This is a genomic window from Cryobacterium sp. Hb1 (assembly GCF_004403585.1).
GTDB classification, from domain to species: Bacteria; Actinomycetota; Actinomycetes; order Actinomycetales; family Microbacteriaceae; genus Cryobacterium; species Cryobacterium lyxosi.
In genome coordinates this window covers 66140-86672 of the sequence record NZ_SOHI01000030.1, presented here as the reverse complement: position 1 = coordinate 86672, position 20533 = coordinate 66140, and the positions used below count along the sequence as shown (strand labels likewise).

Genomic DNA, 20533 nt, shown 5'->3' with positions numbered 1-20533 from the left:
CACAGATACCGCACCAGACGAAACGAGAACACAAATGGCACTGCCCTGGACACTGCACGGTGACGGAAAAACCGTCGAGGCGCAGGCGGTGGTCGGCCCTGGCGAACGACTGAGCTGGCCATTGACCATCGGCATGGGCTCGCAGCATGTCGTCGCCATGTTCGGCGCTACCTTTCTGGTGCCCCTGCTCACCGGCTTCCCGCCGAGCACGACCCTGCTGTTCTCCGGCATAGGCACCCTGCTGTTTCTCCTGATCACCGGCAATAAACTGCCCAGCTACCTCGGGTCGTCGTTTGCGTTCATCGCGCCGATCACCGCGGCAACGGCCTCGGCCGGCATGGGGAGCGCCCTGTTCGGCATCATGGCCGTCGGGGTATTGCTCGCCCTGGTCGGCGTTATCGTGCAGCTCACCGGCACCGGCTGGATCGACCGGCTGATGCCGCCGATCGTGTCGGGCGCGATCGTGGCCCTCATCGGCTTCAATCTGGCCCCGGTGGCCAAGGCCAATTTCGACAAGGCACCGCTCACCGCGCTCATCACGCTCGTCGCGGTGATTCTTTGCACCGTGCTGTTTCGCGGCATCCTCGGCAGGCTCTCAATCTTTCTCGGCGTGCTCGTGGGCTACGTCGCTGCGATCTTCCTCGGTGAGGTGGACTTCAGCCGCGTTGCGGACGCGGCCTGGATCGGCCTGCCTCCGTTCACCGCGCCGGCCAACCCCTTCGAGAACCCGGCGGCCGTGTTCGGGGTGCTGCCCGCTTTTCTTCCCGTCGTGCTCGTGCTCATCGCCGAGAACGTCGGCCACATCAAAGGTGTGGCCCAGATGACGGATGCCAAGGTGAACCGACTCACCGGACGGGCCCTGCTCGCCGACGGTCTGGCCACCATGCTCGCCGGTTTTGGCGGCGGCAGCGGAACCACCACTTACGGCGAAAACATCGGTGTCATGGCGGCGACCCGCATCTACTCCACGGCGGCCTACTGGGTCGCCGGAATCGTCGCTATTCTGCTCGGCCTCTCCCCCAAGGTCGGTGCGATCATCTTCACGATCCCCGATGGCGTGCTCGGCGGTGTCACCACCGCGCTCTACGGGCTGATCGGCGTCATCGGCGTCAAGATCTGGTTCGACAATAAGGTCGACTTCTCCAAGCCGGTGAACCAGTTCACCGCCGCGACCGCGCTCATTATCGGTATCGCCGACTTCACACTCAACGCCGGAACACTCAGCTTCAACGGCATCGCGCTCGGAACGGTAGCGGCCATCGTTATCTACCACCTGATGACCTGGCTCGGCCGAGTGCGCAAAACCGCCTGACCCACCCCACGCGACGAGCGGATGAATGTGCCGGTCTGGCCTGTGGGCGCCGACGCCGGTGATCGTGGCGCCCATCAGTCCACCGAAGTGCGCAAGGCTCGGGCTCGACGGCAGGCCCATCAATCAGGTGATCAGGTGATCAGGTGATCAGGTGATCAGGTGATCAGGTTCCAGCTGAATTCAGGCACGAGACACGACGGTTTCCAGATCAGGGCCGAAGGTGAACGTTGCACGCACCGGGATCCCGGCGAGGACTCCCGGCAGCCAATGCCGGGCATCATCCCACATCTCATCGACGGGCAGGTTCGCAATGTCGAACCATACCGGGTTGAGCTCGTTCGATTCCCGCGGAGTTCCCGACCACTCGTCGCAGACGAACACGGTCGACTCCTGGCTCCACTCTTCGCGGTGCGGGAACAGATACGTGAGAAACCCGAGTTCGGTCAGAGCGGATGCCGCCACCACGAGTCCGGACTCCTCCTCGATTTCGCGAACGGCCGCATCCACTGCGCTCTCACCGATTTCGAGTTTGCCGCCGACGCCGACTATATTGCCCACGCCGAGGCCTTTCTTCTTGCGCCCCAGCAGTACCTGCCGATCACCTTCGGGAGATAGTCGAGTGAGGTAGCACACGCACACCTGGGGCAAAGTCATTGGCCTATCTTAATGCTCGTTCCAAGCCGTGCGCACGGAGTGGACTCTAAGGCAGTGCGGATAGGCTGCGCATATGAACTTTGTACCCGCTACCGGAACCATCACCATGTTCACGACCGATTGGTGCGGTTACTGCAAACGATTGAAGAAGCAACTCGACAGCGCCGGGATCGGCTACACCGAGGTCAACATTGAGCGGGTTGACGGTACGCCGGAGCTGGTGATGAGCCTCAACAACGGCAACCAGACGGTACCGACCATTCTCTACCCCGACGGATCGGCTGCGACCAACCCCTCGCTGGCCCAGGTGCAGGCCAAACTGGCCTGACCTGACCGCCATGCTCGACCCCGCCTAGCCGAACAGTACGCCGGCCTAGCCGAACAGTACAGACGCCTCGTCGTAGCGGGCTGGTGGGACCCGCTTGAGGCCGATGGTGGCCGAGGCGATGCTCACGACATCGATCTCGGTGCCGCGCAGGGACACCATGGAACCCCACTGCTCGTTGTGGATCGCGTCGACCGCTGCCATTCCGAGCCGCGTGGCGAGCACTCGGTCGTAGGCCGATGGCGCCCCGCCACGCTGGGTGTGGCCTAGCACCGTTGCCCGGCTTTCGATGCCGGTATGTTCCTCGATGAGCGGGGCAATAATCTCGCTGATTCCGCCGAGACGGGGACGGTGAAAAGCGTCGAGCCCCTTGGTCGAGTGCGCCTCCTCCATGCCCGCGAGCAAAAAGCCCTCCGAAACGACGATGACCGGGGCTCGGCCACGGTCGCGCACACGCTCCACCCACTCGCAGATCTGCGCGATCGACTTGGGCTGCTCGGGAATGAGAATGGCGTGGGCGCCACCGGCCATCCCGGAGTGCAGCGCGATCCAGCCGACGTGGCGTCCCATCACTTCAACAACCATGCAGCGGCCGTGGGACTCGGCGGTGGTGCGCAAACGGTCGATCGCCTCGGTGGCGATTTCGACAGCGGTGTTGAAACCGAAAGAATAATCGGTGGCCTCGAGGTCGTTGTCGATGGTTTTCGGAACCCCGACAATGTTGAGGCCGGCCTCGGTGAGGCGGTGCGCGGCGGTCAGCGTGCCCTCCCCGCCGATGGCGATCACAGCGTCGATACCCTTTGCATCGAGAGTGCGCTGGATATTCTCCGGACCGCCATTCTCACCCTCAAACGGGTTGGTGCGGGAACTGCCGAGGATGGTTCCACCCTGACGGGACAGGCCGCGCACACTGTGGCGGTCGAGGGGCATGAACTCGTTCTGCACGAGTCCGCGCCAACCATTGCGAATTCCGACGAACTCAAAGTCGTGCGTGCGCACACCCTTGAGCACAGCGCCGCGAATAACCGCGTTGAGTCCGGGGCAATCGCCGCCGCTGGTGAGAATACCGATCTTCATGCGATCTACAGCTTTCCGTCGAGGGCTTGGGTGAGCAGGTAGATAAGAGCACTCGCCTGTACCGAATCGGTGGTCGAGTACTCCGCTTGGGAACCATCGAGGGCGCGAGCTGCAAGACCCTCTTTGCTGCCGATCAGGTCGGCAATGCGTGCGTCGATGGTGTGCGCTGCGATGATGCGCCAGGCGGTGACCGGTTCATCCTGACCGATGCGGTGCACCCGGTCGATAGCCTGGGTCTGCTCGGCGGCGGTCCAGCTCAGTTCGGCCAGCACCACGTGCGACGCGGCCTGCAGGTTGACGCCGACCCCGGCCGCGGTCAGCGAGCACACCGCGATGGCGACATCGGGATCGTTGTTGAAGGAGTCGATCGCAGCCTGGCGGGCCACTGCACTCTGGTCCCCGCGCAACGACACCGTTTTCAGGTCGCGCTTGGCGAAGATCTCCTCTGCCGTGTCCATGACGTCGATGTGCTTGGCGAAGAACACTACCTTGCCGACCGAGCGCGCCAGTTGCGCGGCGTAGTCCGCCGCCAGCCCGGCCTTGGCCTGGCCGATCTTGCGCACCATCGTGAACACGTTTTCCCCGGTGGTCTGGCCTTTGGAATCTTCGAGTTCGGCGTGGGCGATGGCGCGAACGTACGCATCCCGCTGGTCTTCGTCGGGAACGGCCGGGCCGCCCGAGCCGGCATGCCTGGCGGCCACGAGCGCGTGGTACCGGGTGACCAGTCGGGCACCCAGTTCGCGTTCGGCCTGGCGGATCGATCGACCGAGGTCGTCATCGAGTTCCACCGGCAGGTCGGCGATGCGCTTGGCCGGCAGATCGGCGGCTACGTCGACCTTACGGCGACGCACGATGCCCATGTCGATGACGGCAGCACGGGCTTCCTTGTAGAAGCCCATGTCGGCCGGGGTCAGGCCGGTCTCTTCCAGGCGTTTCAGCAGCGCAGGGGCCGGTTTGTCGCCGTCGATCCAACCGAGGAACTGCCAGATGGCACGAAAATCATCGACGTCGTTGATGAGTGGGGTTCCGGTGAGTGCCATCAGCAGCGGGTTGCCGCCCGGGGTTCGGCGGCGAATCTGGTCCGCGAGCGAGAGCACATGCTTGGACCGCTGGGACGACAGATTCTTGATGAAGTGCGCCTCGTCGACAACCATTCCTTTGAACCCGAGCGTACCGAGCCAGGCCAGGTGCCGGTCGAGAACGTCGTAGTTCACCACCACCACATCGGCGAAAGCGTCGAGGCTGTCGCCGTCGCCGTGAATGACCGTTGCCCGCCGGTTCGGCGTCCACAGTTCCACTTCACGCGCCCAGTTCATCTTCACCACGTTGGGCACAATGGCCAGAAGCGGATAGGCGTTGGCAACGGATGCCGCCAGCAGGCTCTGCGCGGTCTTGCCGAGGCCCGGCTCGTCGGCGAGTAGGTAACTGCGGTGCCCGAGCCGGGCGCTCTCGATGAAGCGGGCTTGATGCCGCATGAGTTCCATGCCGCCCGGCGAGAGCCGGTCACGGCCAGGTGCCTCCGGCATGTCCATGCTGGCCGCCTGGCCGCCTGAACCGTACTCGAATGATTTGAACAGCGGGCCGAGCAGCTCCCAGTTGGCGAGCCGACGCGGGTGCACGATCGGCTGTGCGGCGGCGCTGAAGTCGGGGGCGAGGAACGGGTTGGCGAGCTGCCTGGCTTTCACCGACTGGGGGATGACCTGGTTCTGCAGCACTACCGGTGCCGCCTCGGGCTCGCGGGTGATGATGAGTTCGTCGGGGCTGAGCTCGGCACCGGATTCGAGCAGCCAATCACGCCGAAACCGCTGGGCGACGGTGGAGACGCCGGCATCGGGTTCGAGCAGCGTGATCAGGCTTGTATCCCTGGCGGCAGTCTTGGCCAGAATTTGCGCGATCCCGTCGAGGCGTTTGAGCAACTCTGCTCGGTTCGCGTCGGAGAGTTCCTTGTCGCCTTTGACCCTGGCCCGTTCTTCACGCATCAACAGGGCGATGACCTGGTATTTCGTGCGATTGGTCGGGCCGAGCTTGGTACCGGACTGCGCCTTGGCCTCGACCTCGCGCACCTTACGAGCGAGAATCGGGATGATCGGGGCGTCGTCGTCGCGGGAGCGCGGATGAGCCCGATTGCGGGTGACTCCGTTACGACCGGGATTGTTCCGGCTGCCCGAGGCATCGGTGCGGGTATAAGCCATTGTTCTCCACTTCGAAGCAGCACGGTACGGGTACCGGCTGTATCTGTCCGAGCGTGCCGGTCACGGTCATTCTGGTATTACCGGAACGCTGCATTTGCGCAAAATCGTTTTATCGTGTTCGGAAACATTCGATTCACGAAACGCGGCACGGGTCGCGATCTGACGCCAGACCCAAGGCCAAGCGGATGCTGTCGCAACGCCGGTGCCGTCAAATCAACGATGTCAAAACATTGAGTGTACGGAAACTTCCACCGGCTACCAGTGCACAGCAGAGACCTGACCGGGTTCTCTCAACGCGATAGTAGTCTACGCCCGACGTTCAGTCCTTGCGAACCGGAACTTTGGTGCGCAGACCGACCGCGATGAAAATGATCGCCCCGATGAATTGCGCCGAAACCCATCCCTGACCACTGAGGTCAAAAAGTACGACCGGGTTCCACAGGACGGCCATCGGAACGAGACCGACCAGCCAGTACCAGGAACGCGCCTGAATCACGAAGACGCAGAGAATGAGGGCGAGAATACTGACCGCGTAACGGATGATGATGAAACTCTCACTGTCCAAAAGCGCGAGTCCCGCGAGCAGAACGATGGCTCCCAAGAGGCCCGGCGCGAGAGCCGAGCGGGTGAATGTCGGTGCGGCTGGAGTGCCCATCAGACGCCGGCGCAGCCGCGAGAGAAACCGTGGACGGAACTCGTGGAGGTCGTCACGCGTGATGCGGTCGTGGCCGTGGAGGATGCACTAGGACCGAGAGCAAGGATACGTGCGGGGTGGGCTGAGCAAAGCATGACTGTATTCTACCGAGCGCAGCGGTCACTCCCCGGTCCCGGCACGCTTCGCTCTCAGGCGTGCTGGATGGGAATCGAGGTCGTTGACGGCGGGCGCTCGAACAACATCTCCAAGCCCGGCTTCAACTCGGCCAGCCAGGCCGCGTAACCGGCTGGGTTCAAATGCAGGCGGTCGATGCCCATAGCTGGATCGAGTTCGCCGTCAGGCAGCGCGAGGGCTGGCCAGAGGTCGAGGTATTGCACGTGCTGGGTGGGAGCGTACTGCCAGATATGCCGATTGATGGAGCGGATTGTCGCGGCAAATGCTTGTTCACGGGGTAAAACCGACTGCACCATGATGCGGGTTTCCGGCAGCGCGCGCCTTAGCGTGTATAGGATGGTTTCCAGGTTGCGTACAACATATTCGTCGGACCTGCGCCAGCCGAGATCATTGGTCCCGACCCCGATCACGATGGCGTCGGGTCGCATTTCAATAACCTGGGCAAGTTGCAAGATCACCTCGTCAGTAGAGTTGCCGCTCACGGCCAGATTGTGCACGTCGTGCCCGGATAACCATTCATCCCACTGACCGCCCGCTACGAGGCCGTCACCCAGAAAGGCGAGAGAAACTGACATAGTGACCTCCTACTTGTAATCCATCATGCCCCGAACCGGGTCGAGTGACCAGAATTCTCAGAGTATACGCACGTTCTACCCCCGAATCAGAAGTTGTCAGAGCGCGACACCGCCCCGAGCGAATGTTCCGCCTCGACTTGGCGTTCCGCCGCAGCCGTCGCCGTGATGCGGGTGGCCATTCCCTCGAAGATGATCCCGTGAAACGGCAGGATCGCCGCCCAATACAGCCGGCCGCCGAGGCCGCGGGGAAAGAACACCGCGCGCTGCCGGTAGACAGAGCCACCGGCATCCGTCGGGGTGACGCTCATTTCAAGCCAGGCCCGCCCGGGAACCCGCATCTCGGCGCGCAACCGCAGGAAGCTACCGTGGTCGATCTGCTCGACTCGCCAGAAATCGAGTACCTCACCCGTGTGCAGGTGGTCGGGGTTGCGGCGACCTCGGCGCAGTCCTACACCGCCCACCGCCTTGTCCATCAGGCCGCGCACTGCCCAGGCGAGTGGAAAGGAGTACCAGCCGTTTTCGCCGCCAATGCTCTCAATGACCCGCCAGAGCGCGGCCGGAGCAGCGGGTGTGGACTTCTCACGCAGGTCGGTGTAGAAAGCGTGGCCGGACCAGTCCGGGTCACTTGGCAGCGGGTTGCTCGACGCGCCCTCGATCGAGGAGTTACGCCAGCTGGTCTCGACGTCACCGTTGCGCATACGGCCAAGCGCGAGGCGCACCGCACGTCGATAGCCGGTGAGCCCGACGTCCGGCTTGGGGATGTACTCATCGATGTCGCTCTCGTGCACGACGCAGTCGTATTGCAGCGAGGCGATAATGGGTATGGCGAGATTGCGCGGAATCGGCGTGACCAGGTTCACCCACTGCGAGGCCAGCCACGGGGTCAGCACGGGCAGCGCGGCGATCGCCCGTTGTTTGAGGCCAGCCTCGAGGGCGTAACCGTTCATCATCTGGCCGTAGCGCAGCACGTCGGGGCCGCCGATGTCGAAGGTGCGGTTCACGTCGGGCGCCAGGTCGGCCGCGGCCTGCAGGTAGTAGAGCACGTCGCGCACGGCGATCGGCTGGATCTTGTTGCGTACCCACTTGGGAGCGGGCATGTACGGCAGCACATCGGTGAGGTGGCGGATCATCTCGAACGAGGTCGAGCCGGAACCGATGACGACGCCGGCCTGGAACGCGATGGTCGGTACCCCGCTATCGAGCAGGATGCGACCAACCTCCCTGCGGGAGTGCAGGTGGGCCGAGAGCGTGTCGGTGTCGGGGTGCAGACCGCCGAGGTAGACGATGCGCTGAACGTTGGCTTCGGCAGCAGCATGGGCAACGTTTTCGGCGGCCAGGTGCTCGGTTTTCTCAAAGTCACCGGCCGCGCCCATCGAGTGCACGAGGTAGTAGAGCACGTCGATGTCGGCGCAGGCGCGTTGCACCGAGTCCAGGTCACCCAGGTCACCCCGCACGACCTCCACCTGGTCGACCCAGGGCACATCGCGCAGTTTGGACGGAGTGCGCACGAGTACTCGTACCGTGAAGCCGGCTTCCAGGAGTCTCGGTACGAGGCGGCCGCCGATGTAGCCCGTGGCGCCGGTGACAAGTGCTCTGCGTAGAGTCATGCGGCGGAGCTTATCCCGTTCCCTTGGCCCTCGGCTGAGTGTCCTCCCACGCTTTCGCTTTAGAGAATAGCTTTGGTGTGCCAGACCGTTTTCAGTTCGGTGAAGGCGAGGATGCGATTCAGCGCCGGTGTGGCGGCATCCGCTCCGGCCTCGGGCGGGAGCACCCGCTTGAGCGTGTCGGCGGCGCTGATCTGCAGCTCCACCCAGTCCAGGTTGCCGGCACCGACGAGGTCGAGGGCGTTGACGTCGGCGTGGGAGGCCAGCCAGGGCGCGATCTCGGCCGGCGAACCGGTCACGATGTTGACGACACCGCCGGGCACGTCGCTCGTGGCGAGCACTTCGCCCAGGCTGATCGCCGACAGCGGAGCGCGCTCGTTGGCGACGACGACGACGGTGTTGCCGGCGACGAGGGCTGGCGCGATCGCGCTGACCAGGCCGAGCAGCGATTCGGTGCCCTGCGGCGCGATGATCGCGACGACACCCGTCGGTTCTGGGACGGAAATGTTGAAGAACGGGCCGGAAACCGGGTTGGCGTTGCCGGCAACCTGCACGTATTTGTCGGCCCAGCCGGCGTACCAGACCCAGCGATCGATAGCCTCGTCGACCTGAGCGCTGGCGACGGCGGCGTTGACGCCCTCGCAGTTCACGATCTCGGCGATGAACTGGTTCCGGCGGCCCTCGAGCAGTTCGGCGATGCGATACAGCACCTGGCCGCGGTTGTAGGCCGTGGCGCCGGCCCACCCACCGAGGGCGCTCCGGGCGGCGACGACCGCGTCACGGGCATCCTTGCGGCTGCCCTTGGCCGCATTGGCGAGAAAGTCGCCTGTGTGTGAGAGCACCTCGTAGACGCGGCCGGATTCGCTGCGCGGAAACTTACCGCCGATGTAGAGCTTGTACGTTTTAGGAATGGCGAGGCGGTTCACTTGGCGGCCTTCTCTGCGGATGCGGACTTCTTGCCGGCGGATGCGGACTTCTTGGAAACGGACGGTGTTTGCTGGTTGGCGGCGGCGATCGAACGCGAGCCGCTGCGCACGGCGGGTTTCAAATAAGCGGCGAGGCCGTGGCGGCCGCCTTCGCGGCCATAGCCGCTTTCCTTGTAGCCGCCGAAGGGGCTCGACGGGTCGAACTGGTTGAAGGTGTTCGCCCAAACCACGCCGGCACGCAGCTTGTCGGCGACGGCGAGGATGCGGCTGCCCTTGTCGCTCCAGATTCCGGCGGAAAGACCGTAGGGGGTGTTATTGGCCTTTGCGACGGCCTCGGCCGGGGTACGGAAAGTGAGCACAGAGAGCACCGGTCCGAAGATCTCGTCGCGGGCGATGCGGTGGCTGGTAGACACGTTGGTGAAGATGGTTGGCGAAAACCAGAAACCGTTCGGTGGAATTTCGCAGTCGGCGCTCCAACGTTCGGCGCCCTCCTGCTCGCCCAGATCGGACAGTTCCCGAATGCGCGCGAGCTGTTCGGCGCTGTTGATGGCGCCGATGTCGGTGTTCTTATCGAGCGGGTCACCCAACCGCAGCGTCTGCATGCGGCGCTTGAGCCGGTCGATGACGTCGTCGTGGATGCTTTCCTGCACGAGCAGGCGACTGCCGGCGCAGCAGACATGGCCCTGGTTGAAGAAGATGCCGCGCACGATTCCCTCAACGGCCTGGTCGATCGGGGCGTCGTCGAAAACAATGTTGGCGCCTTTGCCGCCGAGTTCGAGGCTGAGCTTTTTGTCCGTTCCGGCGATCGAACGGGCAATGGCCCGACCGACCGAGGTCGAACCGGTGAACGCGACCTTGTTGACGCCTGGGTGGTTGACGAGAGTCGCTCCCGTGCTTCCGTCGCCGGTGATGATGTTCACGACACCGGCCGGCAGGTCGGCCTGCTGCAGGATCTCGGCGAACAGCAGCGCGGTGAGGGAGGTCGTTTCGGCGGGCTTGAGCACGACGGTGTTGCCAGCGGCAAGCGCCGGGGCGATCTTCCAGGCCAGCATCATGAGCGGGAAATTCCACGGGATTACCTGAGCGGCGACGCCGAGGGAGGCCGGGTTGGGTCCCACTCCGGCGTGGTCGAGCTTGTCTGCCCAGCCGGCGTAGTAGAAGAACCAGGCGGCGACGAGGGGAATGTCGACGTCGCGGGTTTCCTTGATCGGCTTGCCGTTGTCGAGTGTTTCCGCGACGGCCAGTTCGCGGGCGCGTTCCTGCACCAGTCGAGCGATGCGAAACAGGTACTTGCCCCGGTCGCTGCCGGAGAGGCGGGACCAGACGCCGTCGTAGGCGTGGCGGGCGGCCGAAACGGCATCGTCGACATCCGTTTCGTTGGCGGTGGCGATCATCGCGATCTGCTGTTCGGTGGCCGGGTTGATTGTTCGAAACGGGGTTCCGCGACCGGCGGTGAACGCGCCGTTGATGAACAGGCCGTAGTCGCTTTTGAGGCCCAGCAGGGCCTTTGATTCGGGGGCGGGGGCGTAGTCGAGAAATTTCATGGTCGTTCCCTAATCAATCGTCACGTAGTCGGGGCCGGAGTAGTGCCCGGTCGTCATCTTTTGGCGCTGCAACAGCACGTCGTTCAGCAGGCTGGAGGCGCCGAACCGGAACAGGCGTGGACTGAGCCACTCCTCCCCCACCGTCTCGGCGACCGTCACTAAGTATTTGATGGCGTCCTTGGAGGTGCGGATACCGCCCGCCGGCTTCACGCCGATACGCACACCGGTAAGGCGGTGCCAGTCCCGCACAACCTCGAGCATCGACAACGTCACGGGCAGCGTCGCGGCTGGGGCGACCTTGCCGGTGGAAGTCTTGATGAAGTCTCCGCCGGCCAGAATAGCCAGCCAGGAGGCTCGACGCACGTTGTCGTAAGTGCTCAGTTCGCCGGTTTCGAGAATCACCTTGAGGTGAGCCATCGACCCGTCGGCGCGGCGGCAGGCCTCTTTCACGGCAACGATCTCGTCGTAGACCTGGCCGAACCGGCCGGCCAGAAACGCTCCACGGTCAATGACCATGTCGATCTCGTCAGCGCCGGCCGCGACCGCGTCGCGCACATCGGTGAGCTTGATCGCGAGGGAGGCGCGGCCGCTCGGAAACGCGGTGGCGACGGCGGCGACGTTGACACCATCGGTTCCGCCGGCCGCATGGGCTGAGCCCAGCGCCGTGACGGCCGAACCGACCATGTCACCGTAGACGCAGACCGCTGCGACACGGGGTGTGCCCGGGTCGCCCGGGTCGGGCACGAGGGCCTTGGCCACGAGCGAGCGCACCTTGCCGGGGGTGTCGGCGCCCTCGAGGGTGGTGAGGTCGATCAGACCGATGATGGTGTCGATCGCCCAGCGTTTGGAACTGGTCTTGATCGAACGAGTGCCGAGGTCGGCGGCGCGGGCTTCGAGGCCGACGGCGTCGATTCCCGGGATACCGTGCAGGTACCGGCGCAGGTTGGCGTCGGTGGCCTCCCCGCCGATCAACGCGAGGGCACGCTGGTCAGGCTGGTAGGTGGCCAGAGGGCTGTTGGTCATAGGGTGTCCTTTTCCTGGAGCAGAGCGTTCGCGGTGTTTTCGTCGGTGACCAGCACGGTGCACAACCCGTTGCGCACGACGGCGCGGGCAATGGCATGCTTATCGTTTCCGGAGATGACCGCGATGGTGAGCGGGGCACGGCGCAACTGATCGATTTGAATACCGACCGTTCGTTCATTGAGTTCAGGGTCGACGATGCGGCCGTTCGCATCTATATAGCGGCCGACGACGTCGCCGACGGCACCGCGCGAGACGAGGTCATCGATCTGTTCCACGGTCAGGAAACCGCTGTCGACGAGGGCGGAATTCGCATCTGCTTGGCCGGCGCTGAAGAGATAGGCCTGCGCGTTGCGGGCCAGGGCGAGTACCCCGGCGACAGCGCGGTCGGCTTCCATCGCCTGCTTGGTCTCAAGACGTTCGAAGACGGCGGGGCACGGCAGCAGGGTGGCCGAGCCGTCGGCCTTGTGAGCGATGGTCACGGCAGTGGATGCCGCGGTTCCGGTGCGTTGGTTCAGGCTGACGCCACCGTTGATCTGAACCACGTTCACGCCTGGCGCCCAGCCCTGCTTCAGGTGCAGGGACACATCGTGCAGGGTACGACCCCAGCTGATACCGAGGGTGCGCGGAATCGGGCGCAGGCTCGACAGAAAGTCCGCGGCGGCCTGCGCGGTACGCGACTGCAGTTCGGCTTCGCTCGACACGCCCGCGGAGGAAACGACGATCGCATCGGTGAGGCCGGTCGATTCGCGGAGGCGCCGCTCGATCGGCAGGCGGCGCGCGCGCGGGTGCACGATCTCGATGCGGATGAACCCGTTTGCCTTCGCGCTTGCCAGCAACCGGCCGACCTTCCAGCGGGTCAGGCGCAGAATCACACCGATCTCGTCCTGGGTCTGGTTCTCTTCGTAGTAAAGCTCGGCGGCACGAATGGAGAGGAGTTCGTCGGTATCGCTCATGTCGGTGTCGCGCTCCAATCGTTTGACTCCAGCCTACGTCGACCCAACGCGTGAATCAACAGTCGTGGGAATTGTTGCTCATATGAGCAAATACCGGGCTGGGATCGCGACCAGTACGATCAACGCATGAGCACCAGTGCAGCGCCCCAGTTTGTTCTCGCCGTCGATGTCGGGGGTACCAAGGTTGAATCCGCCCTCGTCGACGACCACGGGCGGGTGCTCACATCCAGCCGGCACCGCGCGGCGACCGGGTCGAGCGCTTCGAGCGAACAACTCGCCGTCGCTGTCACGAATGCAGTAACTCAGACCCGCTTGAGCCTGCCCACCGGTGCGGCCCTGGTTGGAGTTGGCATCGGCTGTGCCGGGCCGATTCACCTGCAGCAGGGGGCGGTGTCACCGTTGAACCTGCCGGTCTGGCGCGAGTATCCCCTGAAAGATCGAGTCGCCGCCCTCGTTCCCGATCTGCCGGTGCGCCTGCGCATGGACGGGCTCTGCATCACACTTGCCGAACACTGGGTGGGAGCGGGAAAGGGCGTCGACAACCTGATGGGCATGATCGTTTCGACCGGCATCGGTGGCGGCCTGATTCTCGGTGGCGTCACCGTGTCGGGACCAACCGGGAATGCCGGCCACATCGGCCACATCGAGGTCGGCGGCTTTGACGATCCCTGCGCCTGCGGTGGAATCGGCTGCATCGAGGCGATCGCCTCGGGGCCGAAGACCGTCGCCTGGGCACAGACGCAGGGATTCAACGGCGAGTCGGGAGAAGATCTCTCGGCGGCCTACTCGACCGCCGATCCGATTGCGATCGCCGCCGTAACGCGCAGCGGCCGGGCACTCGGTCACGCCATTGCGTCCGCAGCGACGCTGCTCGATCTCGACGTGGTCACTATCGGTGGCGGCTTCGCCAACGTCACTCCCGACCTGCTCGATTTCGCACGGGAAACGATCGCCCGGCGGGTGCAGTTCGCCTACGCGACCCGGGTGCGAGTGGTACCGTCGGCGCTGTCCGGCGACGGCCCGCTGATCGGCGCCGCGGCGCTGATCCACCGTGCCCATCTCGTGCCGTGATGGCAATCAGCGAGTGAGCGTCAAGTCGTCCTCCAGCATGTGCGGACGCCCGATCACCGCGCCAGCGATGACGATGGCCAGCGCGGCCGTCAACAAGAAAATGAGCGGCCAGGTCCACCCGCCGCTGAGTTCATGCAGCAGACCGAAGACCAGCGGCCCGAGCGCTCCCAGGGTGTAGCCGATGCTCTGCACGAAGCTACTGAGGGCCACTGCGCCGGCGTGAGTGCGGGTGCGCAGGTTGATCAGCACGAGTGCGAGGGGAAAGAATAATGGTCCGAGCCCGGCGAGACTGACCCAGAGCCAGGTCAGGGTTTCCGGTGCGAATAACAGCCCGAGGTCACCGGCGACGAACGCGAACACGCCGACGTAGACGAGCGGCCCGACGTTGGTCATGCGGGCGGTGAGGACCGGAATGATCAGTGCGCACGGAATGCCCATGCTGGCGTAGAGCGCCAGAAGAGTTCCGGCCTGGGCGGGACTCACGCCGGCGGTGTCGACGAGTAGCTGCGGCAGCCAGGCGAACATCGCGTAGGCATTGAGCGACGAGACCGCGAACACGCCCGCGAGAGCCCAGGCAATCGACGACTTCCAGAGGCGCCCGAGAATGGTGGCGTCGGCCTCCTCGATGATCGCGTCCGGCGTTCGCGCACGATGCCGCACCAGCATGGTGATCCAGGGCACCAGGGCGAGCAGGGCGAGGATCATCCACATGCCGAGCGAGATGCGCCAGCCGGCGGCATCCGCTACCGGGACTGCAATCAGTGGCGGCACCAGAGTGCTCAGTGATACCACGGTGACATAGAGGCTCGTCATGAGCCCAACCCGGTCGGGAAAGTACTTCTTGACCAGCGGAGGCAGCAGCACGTTTCCGATGCCGAGCCCAGCGAAAGCGATGACGCTGCCGATGATGAGCATGGTGATCGAGCCGGACAGGCCGCGGGTGACATGACCGAGCAGAATCGCCACGAGGGCGAGTATGAGTGGTATTTCGAGGCCGTGGCGGCGGGTGATCATGGGGGTGAAGATGCCGAACAGGGCGAAGCACACCGGTGGGAGCATGCCGAGCACCCCGAGCGACACCGCGCCGAGGGGAATGTCGACATTGATTTCGGCCACGATCGGCGAGAGGGCGGCGACGGCGGTGCGCAGGTTTGCCGCGACCAGGATGATGCCCAGGAGAGCGAGGCTGCGTCCGGGCCACAGTCGGCGGGACACGGCGGTATTCACTTGGTTAGTCTACGGCCGATCCGCGGCGCGCTGCCGCTGCACGTCGGCAGCCAGATTCTTCAGGTCGTCCCAGCGCTCGGGGGCAACGAGTCCGGGCAGTATCAACGCCCACATCTCGGTTAGTCGCTGGTCGATGTCCCCACGCCGGGTCAGCACGTCCGAGACTACCTGCACCCCCGTGAAACCGGCGGTGCAAAACCGTGCCGCTGCCGGCACATCGATCGTTGACGCTACATCTCCGTCGGCGATCCCCCGACGCAAAAATTCCTCGCAGGCGACCATCCAGTCCCGGTAGGGCGCGGACACGGGCGTCGAGAAGTTCACGGCCTCGATGGTCAGGCGCACACCGGCGCTGACGACCTGATCATCGCGCAGTTGGCGCGCCAGCTCGTAGGACATGGAAACGAGCGCACGCAGGCCGGGTATGTTGTTCTCGAGCAGCTGACGACCGGCATCGACCGATTTCTCGTGCTGAGCCGTGATTATGGCGACCGCGAGGGCTTCCTTGGAATCGAAGTGAAAGTACAGTGCTCCCTTGGTCACGCCCGCGGCAGCACTCACCTGCGCGAGCGACGTGCTCCCGTACCCGCGCTGCTCGAAGGCTTCCGCGGCGCCACGAATTATCGCTGCCCGCGTTTCTATCGCTCGTGCTTGTTGCCGCATGGAACCCCCAGGAAAATATTGGTCTGCCCAGCGTACCCGGGCAAACCGGCCTCGATGGATTGACCCTCGAAACCGGTGCCGCCCGCGGTGGCGATTAGCTCAGGCTTTCGCGGCCCAGAATTACCCGAACCCGCACAACGTCATCGCGGATCTGCGCGATCAGCGGATCGATGCCCGAGTACGCGACCATGCCGCGAATCCGCTCCACGAACGACACCTCCACGACGTGGTCATAGAGGTCTAGATCGACCTCGTCCAGCACGTACGCTTCGACCTGCTTCTGGGCCACTCCGTCGAAGGTGGGATTATTGCCTACCGAAATGGCTGCCGGGTAGCGCGATCCGGCATCCGTCAGCCACCCGGCATAGACGCCATCGGCAGGGATCAGGCCGTCGGAGTCGGCCGACAGGTTGGCGGTGGGAAAGCCCAGCTCGCGGCCGCGCGCGGCACCGTGCACGACGACTCCGCGCACGGTTGGCAGGTGGCCGAGCAATCGGCCGGCTTCGGTCACCGCGCCGCTGCCGAGCAGCTCGCGGATCCAGGTGGATGACACTCGGCGTTGCCCGTCCGGCTTCACATCGTCGATCAGAGCCACCTCGTAGCCGAACTCGGTGCCGAGGTCACGGAGCATGGCGATATCGCCCGCACCGCCCGTACCGAAGCGAAAGTCACGACCGACCAGCACAAACCGGGCGTGCAGCGCGGTGACCAGAATGCGTTCGATGAATTCACGCGGGGGAAGGCGGGAGAGAGCTTGGTTGAACTCGAGCAGCAACGTCGCATCGACTCCGGTCTCGGCGATCAAGTCGAGTTTCTGCTGGGCGCTGACTAGCGCGCTCGGGCAGGTGGCTGGAGAGAGCAGGGCGAGCGGATGCCGGTCAAAGGTGACCACGACGGTCGCGAGTTGTTCCCGGTCGGCGATGGCCTTGAGCTCAGCGATCACGGCCCGGTGCCCGGCGTGCACGCCGTCGAACTTTCCGATACTGACGGCCGAGGCGGGCCAGTCGTTCGGTACCGAATCGATACCGTACAGGGTTTTCATGCGCGACTCTCGGTGACTGCCGGGTGGGCGGCCACCGACACCGGGTGGCGTCTGAGCCACCACATGCCCAGAAGTGGCAGCACGAGGGGAACGAAACCGTAGCCCTGACCGAAGACCGACCAGACCGTTTTATGTTGGAACAGCGCGGGGTCGACCAGGCTCAACGTTCCGACGACGAGCACGCCGAGCAGTTCGAAGCTGATGGTGATCCAGGCAATGCGATACCAGCGGCGGCTGCGCTTGATCAGTGCAACCGTTGCGGCGACGTAGACGACAGCGGCGAGGGCCGACAGCGAGTATGCGAGCGGGGCGTCTTCAAACTCGGAGGCTATCTGCACGAATGAACGCCCCGTGGCGGCGAGGGCCAACACCCCGTAGACAGCGATGAGGAGTCGCCCAATGCCGCTCACCCGGTGGGAGGGGGAGGGCTCTTCGGTGTCGGATTGTGTCATTGCTCGGCATTCATCTGGTTCGATAATTATTGCAGCATCCGCAGCGAACCTGAAACCGCGTCAGCTGCCCTGCACGTTCCAGATCTGGTTCATGCGGTAGATCATGACGGCGACCGACAGGCATGTCACCCCGAGAATGACCGTGCTCCAGCGGCTACGTTCCACCAGCGCCCAGAATCCGGCCACGACCGGCAGTAGCATGGCGCTGACCAGGTAGGTGTAGAACTCGAGCAGGCTGCCGGTGGCATCGTTGCCGGCCAGCGGCGCCGCGATTGCGGCCGCGAGCTGCACGATCAACAACAACTCGACGAGTGCGGTCGCGCCCATGGTGAGGTCGGTGGGTTTGCGCCCGGCGAGGCCGAGGACGACGCAGAGCAGTCCGCCGGGCACGGCGATGGCCAGTTGCAGCCACGTGAACCATTCGATCATGAGGTCGGTGTCGATTCGCTGGCGTGTGATGTGTCGGGTTTATCCGGCGCGAAGTTCAGCAGCACCTTGGCCTGGTCACCACGATATTCGATCAGTCCGACCAGTCGACCGTCGGGAGCGATCGCGGCGACCGGTCCGGTGCGGGTGGGGTCTCTCTCGATGGTGATGCGCTTGCCGTGGCCCAGGTCGATGGCCTCTTCTGTCGACAGGTCGAGGCGTGGGAGCAGGCGGGTGGCGGCATCCGCTGGCGAAATGAGCTGCGCGACGACGTCGACCCGCTCGAGGGTGGCGGCGTTTTCGATTCGGAACGGGCCGATGCGGGTGCGGCGGAGCGCGGTGAGGTGTCCGCCGACGCCGAGCGCGGTGCCCAGGTCACGTGCCAGGGCGCGAATGTAGGTGCCGGAGGCACACACGACGCGAACCTCGAGGTCGAGAAAACCATCTCCGTGCGTGCTGGAACGCAGTTCGAACTCGCTCACTGTCACCGGTCGAGACGGTAATTGCACGTCTTCGCCCGCGCGCACTCGGGCGTAGGCGCGTTTGCCGTCGACTTTGATGGCGCTGACCGCGCTCGGCTGCTGGCTGATCTCACCGGTGAGGTCCGCGATTCCGCCCGCGACGGCCGCGGCACTGATGGCGGAGACCTGCTCGGCGGTCGCGCGGGTGAGTTCGTCGCCCTCTGCATCATCCGTTGTGGTGGACTGGCCGAGGCGGATGGTCGCGAGGTATTCCTTGTCGAGGCCGACGACATAGGTGAGCAGCCGGGTCGAGCTGTCGATACCGAGTACCAGCAGCCCGGTGGCCATGGGGTCGAGGGTGCCGGCGTGGCCGACCTTGCGTGTGCCGGCGAGACGCCGGGTCCTGGCGACAGCGTCATGGCTGGTCCAGCCCTGCGCCTTGTCAATGAGTAAAAGGCCGCTGGTCACTAGCTGAGGCTATCAGCGTGGGACTGGGGGCATGGTGCGAATCACCTGCCAGCCCCGGCCCGTAGTATGTGAGCCGTGAGAATCGCGGTGATCGGTGCTGGTGCCCTGGGCAGCACATTCGCCTGCCTGCTCGCTGAGCAGGGGCACGATCTGGTGGTGACCATGCGCGGGGCCTCGCTGCCAGCGGTGCTGGCCGACGGCATCCATGTGACGGGCGGCTACGGGGATCGGTTCGCCCGACCGGTGGCCGTTGAGCGCTTGGTCGAACCGTGTGACCTGGCGCTGCTCTGCACTAAGGCGCAGGATGCTGCTGCGGCGATTGCTGAGAATGCCGCAGCGCTGGACGGAACCCCGGTGCTCGTCGTACAGAACGGACTGGACGGGGTCAGCACCGCCGAAAGGCTGCTGCCGCGGTCAGAATGTTTCGGACTCATCACGATCATTGCTGCCCACTATGAAGGGCCGGGCCGGGTTCGGGTGACGACGGCGGCGCCGAGCTATCTCGGGCGAGGCGACGGCCCAGTTGATGCGGCGACCCGGCGCTGGCAGGCGGTTCTTGACGCCGCTGTACCCACCCTCGCCCTCGATAACTTCGTCGGCGCGCAGTGGACCAAGCTCGTCGTCAATATGCTCAACGCCCTGCCTGCCATCACCGGGCTCAGCGTGCAGGAGGTGATCGGGCAAGCGGACCTTCGACGGTTGATGACCCGGAGCATGCGCGAAACCGTGCGGGTAGGCCTCGCCAGCGGGGTTCGGTTTCACACGTTGCAGGGACTGTCGCACCGGCGGCTGCGTGCCTTTGCGGTTGCGCCGCTCTGGGCCGGCCAGGTGTTGCCACTGTCGATGCGTGCACGTATGGGCAAGGTGGCAAACCAGGGTTCGACCCTGCAGAGTCTCGCGCGCGGCCAACGCACCGAGATCGATTTTCTGAACGGAGCGGTGGTGCAAGCTGCAGCCGAAGCGGGCGTGGCCGCGCCGGTGAACGCGCTGCTGACCAAACTCGTGCACGAGGTCGAGCTCAGCGGTCGGTTTTTGACCCCGGCCGAGGTTAGGGCCCGGCACTGGTAAGCGCCCAGCCGCAACCGGTCAGCAGCGATCCGTCAGCACGCGCCGCGGAGCCTCCGGGTCGGTCGTGTCGACCACAGCCGACACGACGTCCCGCGGATGCACTTCGGCGTGGTACCGCAGGTCAGAAGCGTTTACCGCTGCGCCTTCCAGCAGCACGCTGTACAGCCAGAGTCCGTGTAGTTCGGGCCGGTTGATGTAGTCACCGTCGATGATCAGGATGGCGTCGGCGGGAGCGGTCTGCCAGGTCGGTTGAATCCAGGTGTCCCGATCGGGGTCGAACTCTTCGGTGACGAAGCCGGTGCTGCCGCCCATGCGAAAGGGCTCGACGAGTACTCGGCGAAGCGCTGAGTAGTCGTAGCCGACTCGGTAGCGATGGTCCGGTGCGTCGGGCGCTAATCGCTGCCGTTCGGCACGGGAGTGCTGGAAGTAGCGCAGGCTGGCCCGGAATACGTGCAGTTCATCTTCCCGGAACACCGCAGCCAGATCATCGCCGAAGGCGGTGCGACCACCGGCATCCGGTCCGTCGATGGCAATGATGGTGCGACCGCGACCGTAGTTGTGCAGGATCTCGGCGGCGAGGGTGCGCAGAAATTCGATGCGCGGTGTGGAAACCAACTTCATGAATCGAGCCTAGGTTAGAA

The 20533-nt window shown here is 64.7% G+C and carries 21 protein-coding genes; 4 read left to right on the top strand and 17 right to left on the bottom strand.

The window, feature by feature from the left end; genetic code table 11:
• Positions 1-34: 34 nt before the first annotated feature.
• Positions 35-1312, top strand: a complete 1278-nt coding sequence (locus E3T38_RS13350; protein WP_134548638.1) for a uracil-xanthine permease family protein — start codon at positions 35-37, stop codon at positions 1310-1312.
• Between the two features lie 180 nt (positions 1313-1492).
• Here E3T38_RS13350 and E3T38_RS13345 read toward each other — a convergent pair whose 3' ends face one another.
• Positions 1493-1966: an 8-oxo-dGTP diphosphatase gene (locus E3T38_RS13345; RefSeq protein WP_134548637.1), complete on the bottom strand. Its 474-nt coding sequence runs from the start codon at positions 1964-1966 to the stop codon at positions 1493-1495.
• 73 nt (positions 1967-2039) lie between these two features.
• Between E3T38_RS13345 and E3T38_RS13340 the strand changes: the two genes are divergently transcribed.
• On the top strand, positions 2040-2294 hold the full coding sequence (locus E3T38_RS13340; protein ID WP_104197039.1) for a mycoredoxin: 255 nt from the start codon (positions 2040-2042) through the stop codon (positions 2292-2294).
• A gap of 45 nt (positions 2295-2339) precedes the next feature.
• Here E3T38_RS13340 and E3T38_RS13335 read toward each other — a convergent pair whose 3' ends face one another.
• The 9 genes from E3T38_RS13335 to E3T38_RS13295 all read right to left on the bottom strand — a co-directional run bounded on the left by E3T38_RS13335 (position 2340) and on the right by E3T38_RS13295 (position 13014).
• Positions 2340-3368: a 6-phosphofructokinase gene (locus E3T38_RS13335; RefSeq protein WP_134548636.1), complete on the bottom strand. Its 1029-nt coding sequence runs from the start codon at positions 3366-3368 to the stop codon at positions 2340-2342.
• 5 nt (positions 3369-3373) lie between these two features.
• Positions 3374-5560, bottom strand: coding sequence for a DEAD/DEAH box helicase (locus tag E3T38_RS13330; protein WP_134548635.1), 2187 nt, complete (start codon positions 5558-5560; stop codon positions 3374-3376).
• 319 nt (positions 5561-5879) lie between these two features.
• Complete coding sequence (locus E3T38_RS13325; protein WP_241984480.1) at positions 5880-6215, bottom strand: DUF6804 family protein; 336 nt, start codon at positions 6213-6215, stop codon at positions 5880-5882.
• A 188-nt stretch (positions 6216-6403) separates the two neighbouring features.
• Entirely contained in the window at positions 6404-6964 is a 561-nt protein-coding gene (locus tag E3T38_RS13320) for a GDSL-type esterase/lipase family protein (RefSeq protein WP_134548633.1), read from the bottom strand.
• A gap of 86 nt (positions 6965-7050) precedes the next feature.
• Positions 7051-8571, bottom strand: a complete 1521-nt coding sequence (locus E3T38_RS13315; RefSeq protein WP_134548632.1) for an SDR family oxidoreductase — start codon at positions 8569-8571, stop codon at positions 7051-7053.
• Positions 8572-8630: 59 nt separating this feature from the next.
• The gene (locus E3T38_RS13310; protein ID WP_134548631.1) at positions 8631-9494 is read right to left on the bottom strand and encodes an aldehyde dehydrogenase; all 864 of its coding nucleotides are present in this window, start codon (positions 9492-9494) and stop codon (positions 8631-8633) included.
• Positions 9491-11038 (bottom strand): aldehyde dehydrogenase family protein, encoded by a 1548-nt coding sequence (locus tag E3T38_RS13305; RefSeq protein ID WP_134548630.1) that lies wholly within the window; start codon positions 11036-11038, stop codon positions 9491-9493. The genes E3T38_RS13310 and E3T38_RS13305 overlap by 4 nt, the downstream gene beginning before the upstream one ends.
• 9 nt (positions 11039-11047) lie before the next feature.
• Positions 11048-12061 (bottom strand): deoxyribose-phosphate aldolase, encoded by a 1014-nt coding sequence (deoC, locus tag E3T38_RS13300; protein WP_134548629.1) that lies wholly within the window; start codon positions 12059-12061, stop codon positions 11048-11050.
• Entirely contained in the window at positions 12058-13014 is a 957-nt protein-coding gene (locus E3T38_RS13295; protein ID WP_134548628.1) for a sugar-binding transcriptional regulator, read from the bottom strand. Before E3T38_RS13295 ends, deoC begins: the two co-directional genes overlap by 4 nt.
• 126 nt (positions 13015-13140) lie before the next feature.
• Between E3T38_RS13295 and E3T38_RS13290 the strand changes: the two genes are divergently transcribed.
• Positions 13141-14085, top strand: a complete 945-nt coding sequence (locus E3T38_RS13290; protein ID WP_134548627.1) for an ROK family protein — start codon at positions 13141-13143, stop codon at positions 14083-14085.
• Positions 14086-14091: 6 nt separating this feature from the next.
• Here the strand turns inward: E3T38_RS13290 and E3T38_RS13285 are convergent, their stop codons facing one another.
• The 6 genes from E3T38_RS13285 to truB form a co-directional block, all read right to left on the bottom strand.
• Positions 14092-15312: an MFS transporter gene (locus E3T38_RS13285; RefSeq protein ID WP_134548626.1), complete on the bottom strand. Its 1221-nt coding sequence runs from the start codon at positions 15310-15312 to the stop codon at positions 14092-14094.
• Positions 15313-15321: 9 nt separating this feature from the next.
• Complete coding sequence (locus tag E3T38_RS13280; protein WP_134548625.1) at positions 15322-15975, bottom strand: ScbR family autoregulator-binding transcription factor; 654 nt, start codon at positions 15973-15975, stop codon at positions 15322-15324.
• Positions 15976-16069: 94 nt separating this feature from the next.
• A complete protein-coding gene (locus tag E3T38_RS13275) occupies positions 16070-17017 on the bottom strand; it encodes a bifunctional riboflavin kinase/FAD synthetase (protein WP_134548624.1) in 948 nt (315 codons plus the stop codon).
• The gene (locus tag E3T38_RS13270) at positions 17014-17469 is read right to left on the bottom strand and encodes a hypothetical protein (protein WP_134548623.1); all 456 of its coding nucleotides are present in this window, start codon (positions 17467-17469) and stop codon (positions 17014-17016) included. The genes E3T38_RS13275 and E3T38_RS13270 overlap by 4 nt, the downstream gene beginning before the upstream one ends.
• Positions 17470-17529: 60 nt before the next feature.
• On the bottom strand, positions 17530-17898 hold the full coding sequence (locus E3T38_RS13265) for a hypothetical protein (protein WP_104200063.1): 369 nt from the start codon (positions 17896-17898) through the stop codon (positions 17530-17532).
• Positions 17895-18824 carry a tRNA pseudouridine(55) synthase TruB gene (truB, locus tag E3T38_RS13260; protein WP_134548622.1) on the bottom strand — a complete coding sequence of 310 codons (930 nt, stop codon included), beginning with the start codon at positions 18822-18824 and terminating at the stop codon, positions 17895-17897. Before truB ends, E3T38_RS13265 begins: the two co-directional genes overlap by 4 nt.
• Before the next feature lie 75 nt (positions 18825-18899).
• Between truB and E3T38_RS13255 the strand changes: the two genes are divergently transcribed.
• Complete coding sequence (locus E3T38_RS13255; RefSeq protein ID WP_134548621.1) at positions 18900-19892, top strand: ketopantoate reductase family protein; 993 nt, start codon at positions 18900-18902, stop codon at positions 19890-19892.
• An 18-nt stretch (positions 19893-19910) separates the two neighbouring features.
• Here E3T38_RS13255 and E3T38_RS13250 read toward each other — a convergent pair whose 3' ends face one another.
• Entirely contained in the window at positions 19911-20513 is a 603-nt protein-coding gene (locus E3T38_RS13250; protein ID WP_134548620.1) for a hypothetical protein, read from the bottom strand.
• Positions 20514-20533: the final 20 nt, after the last annotated feature.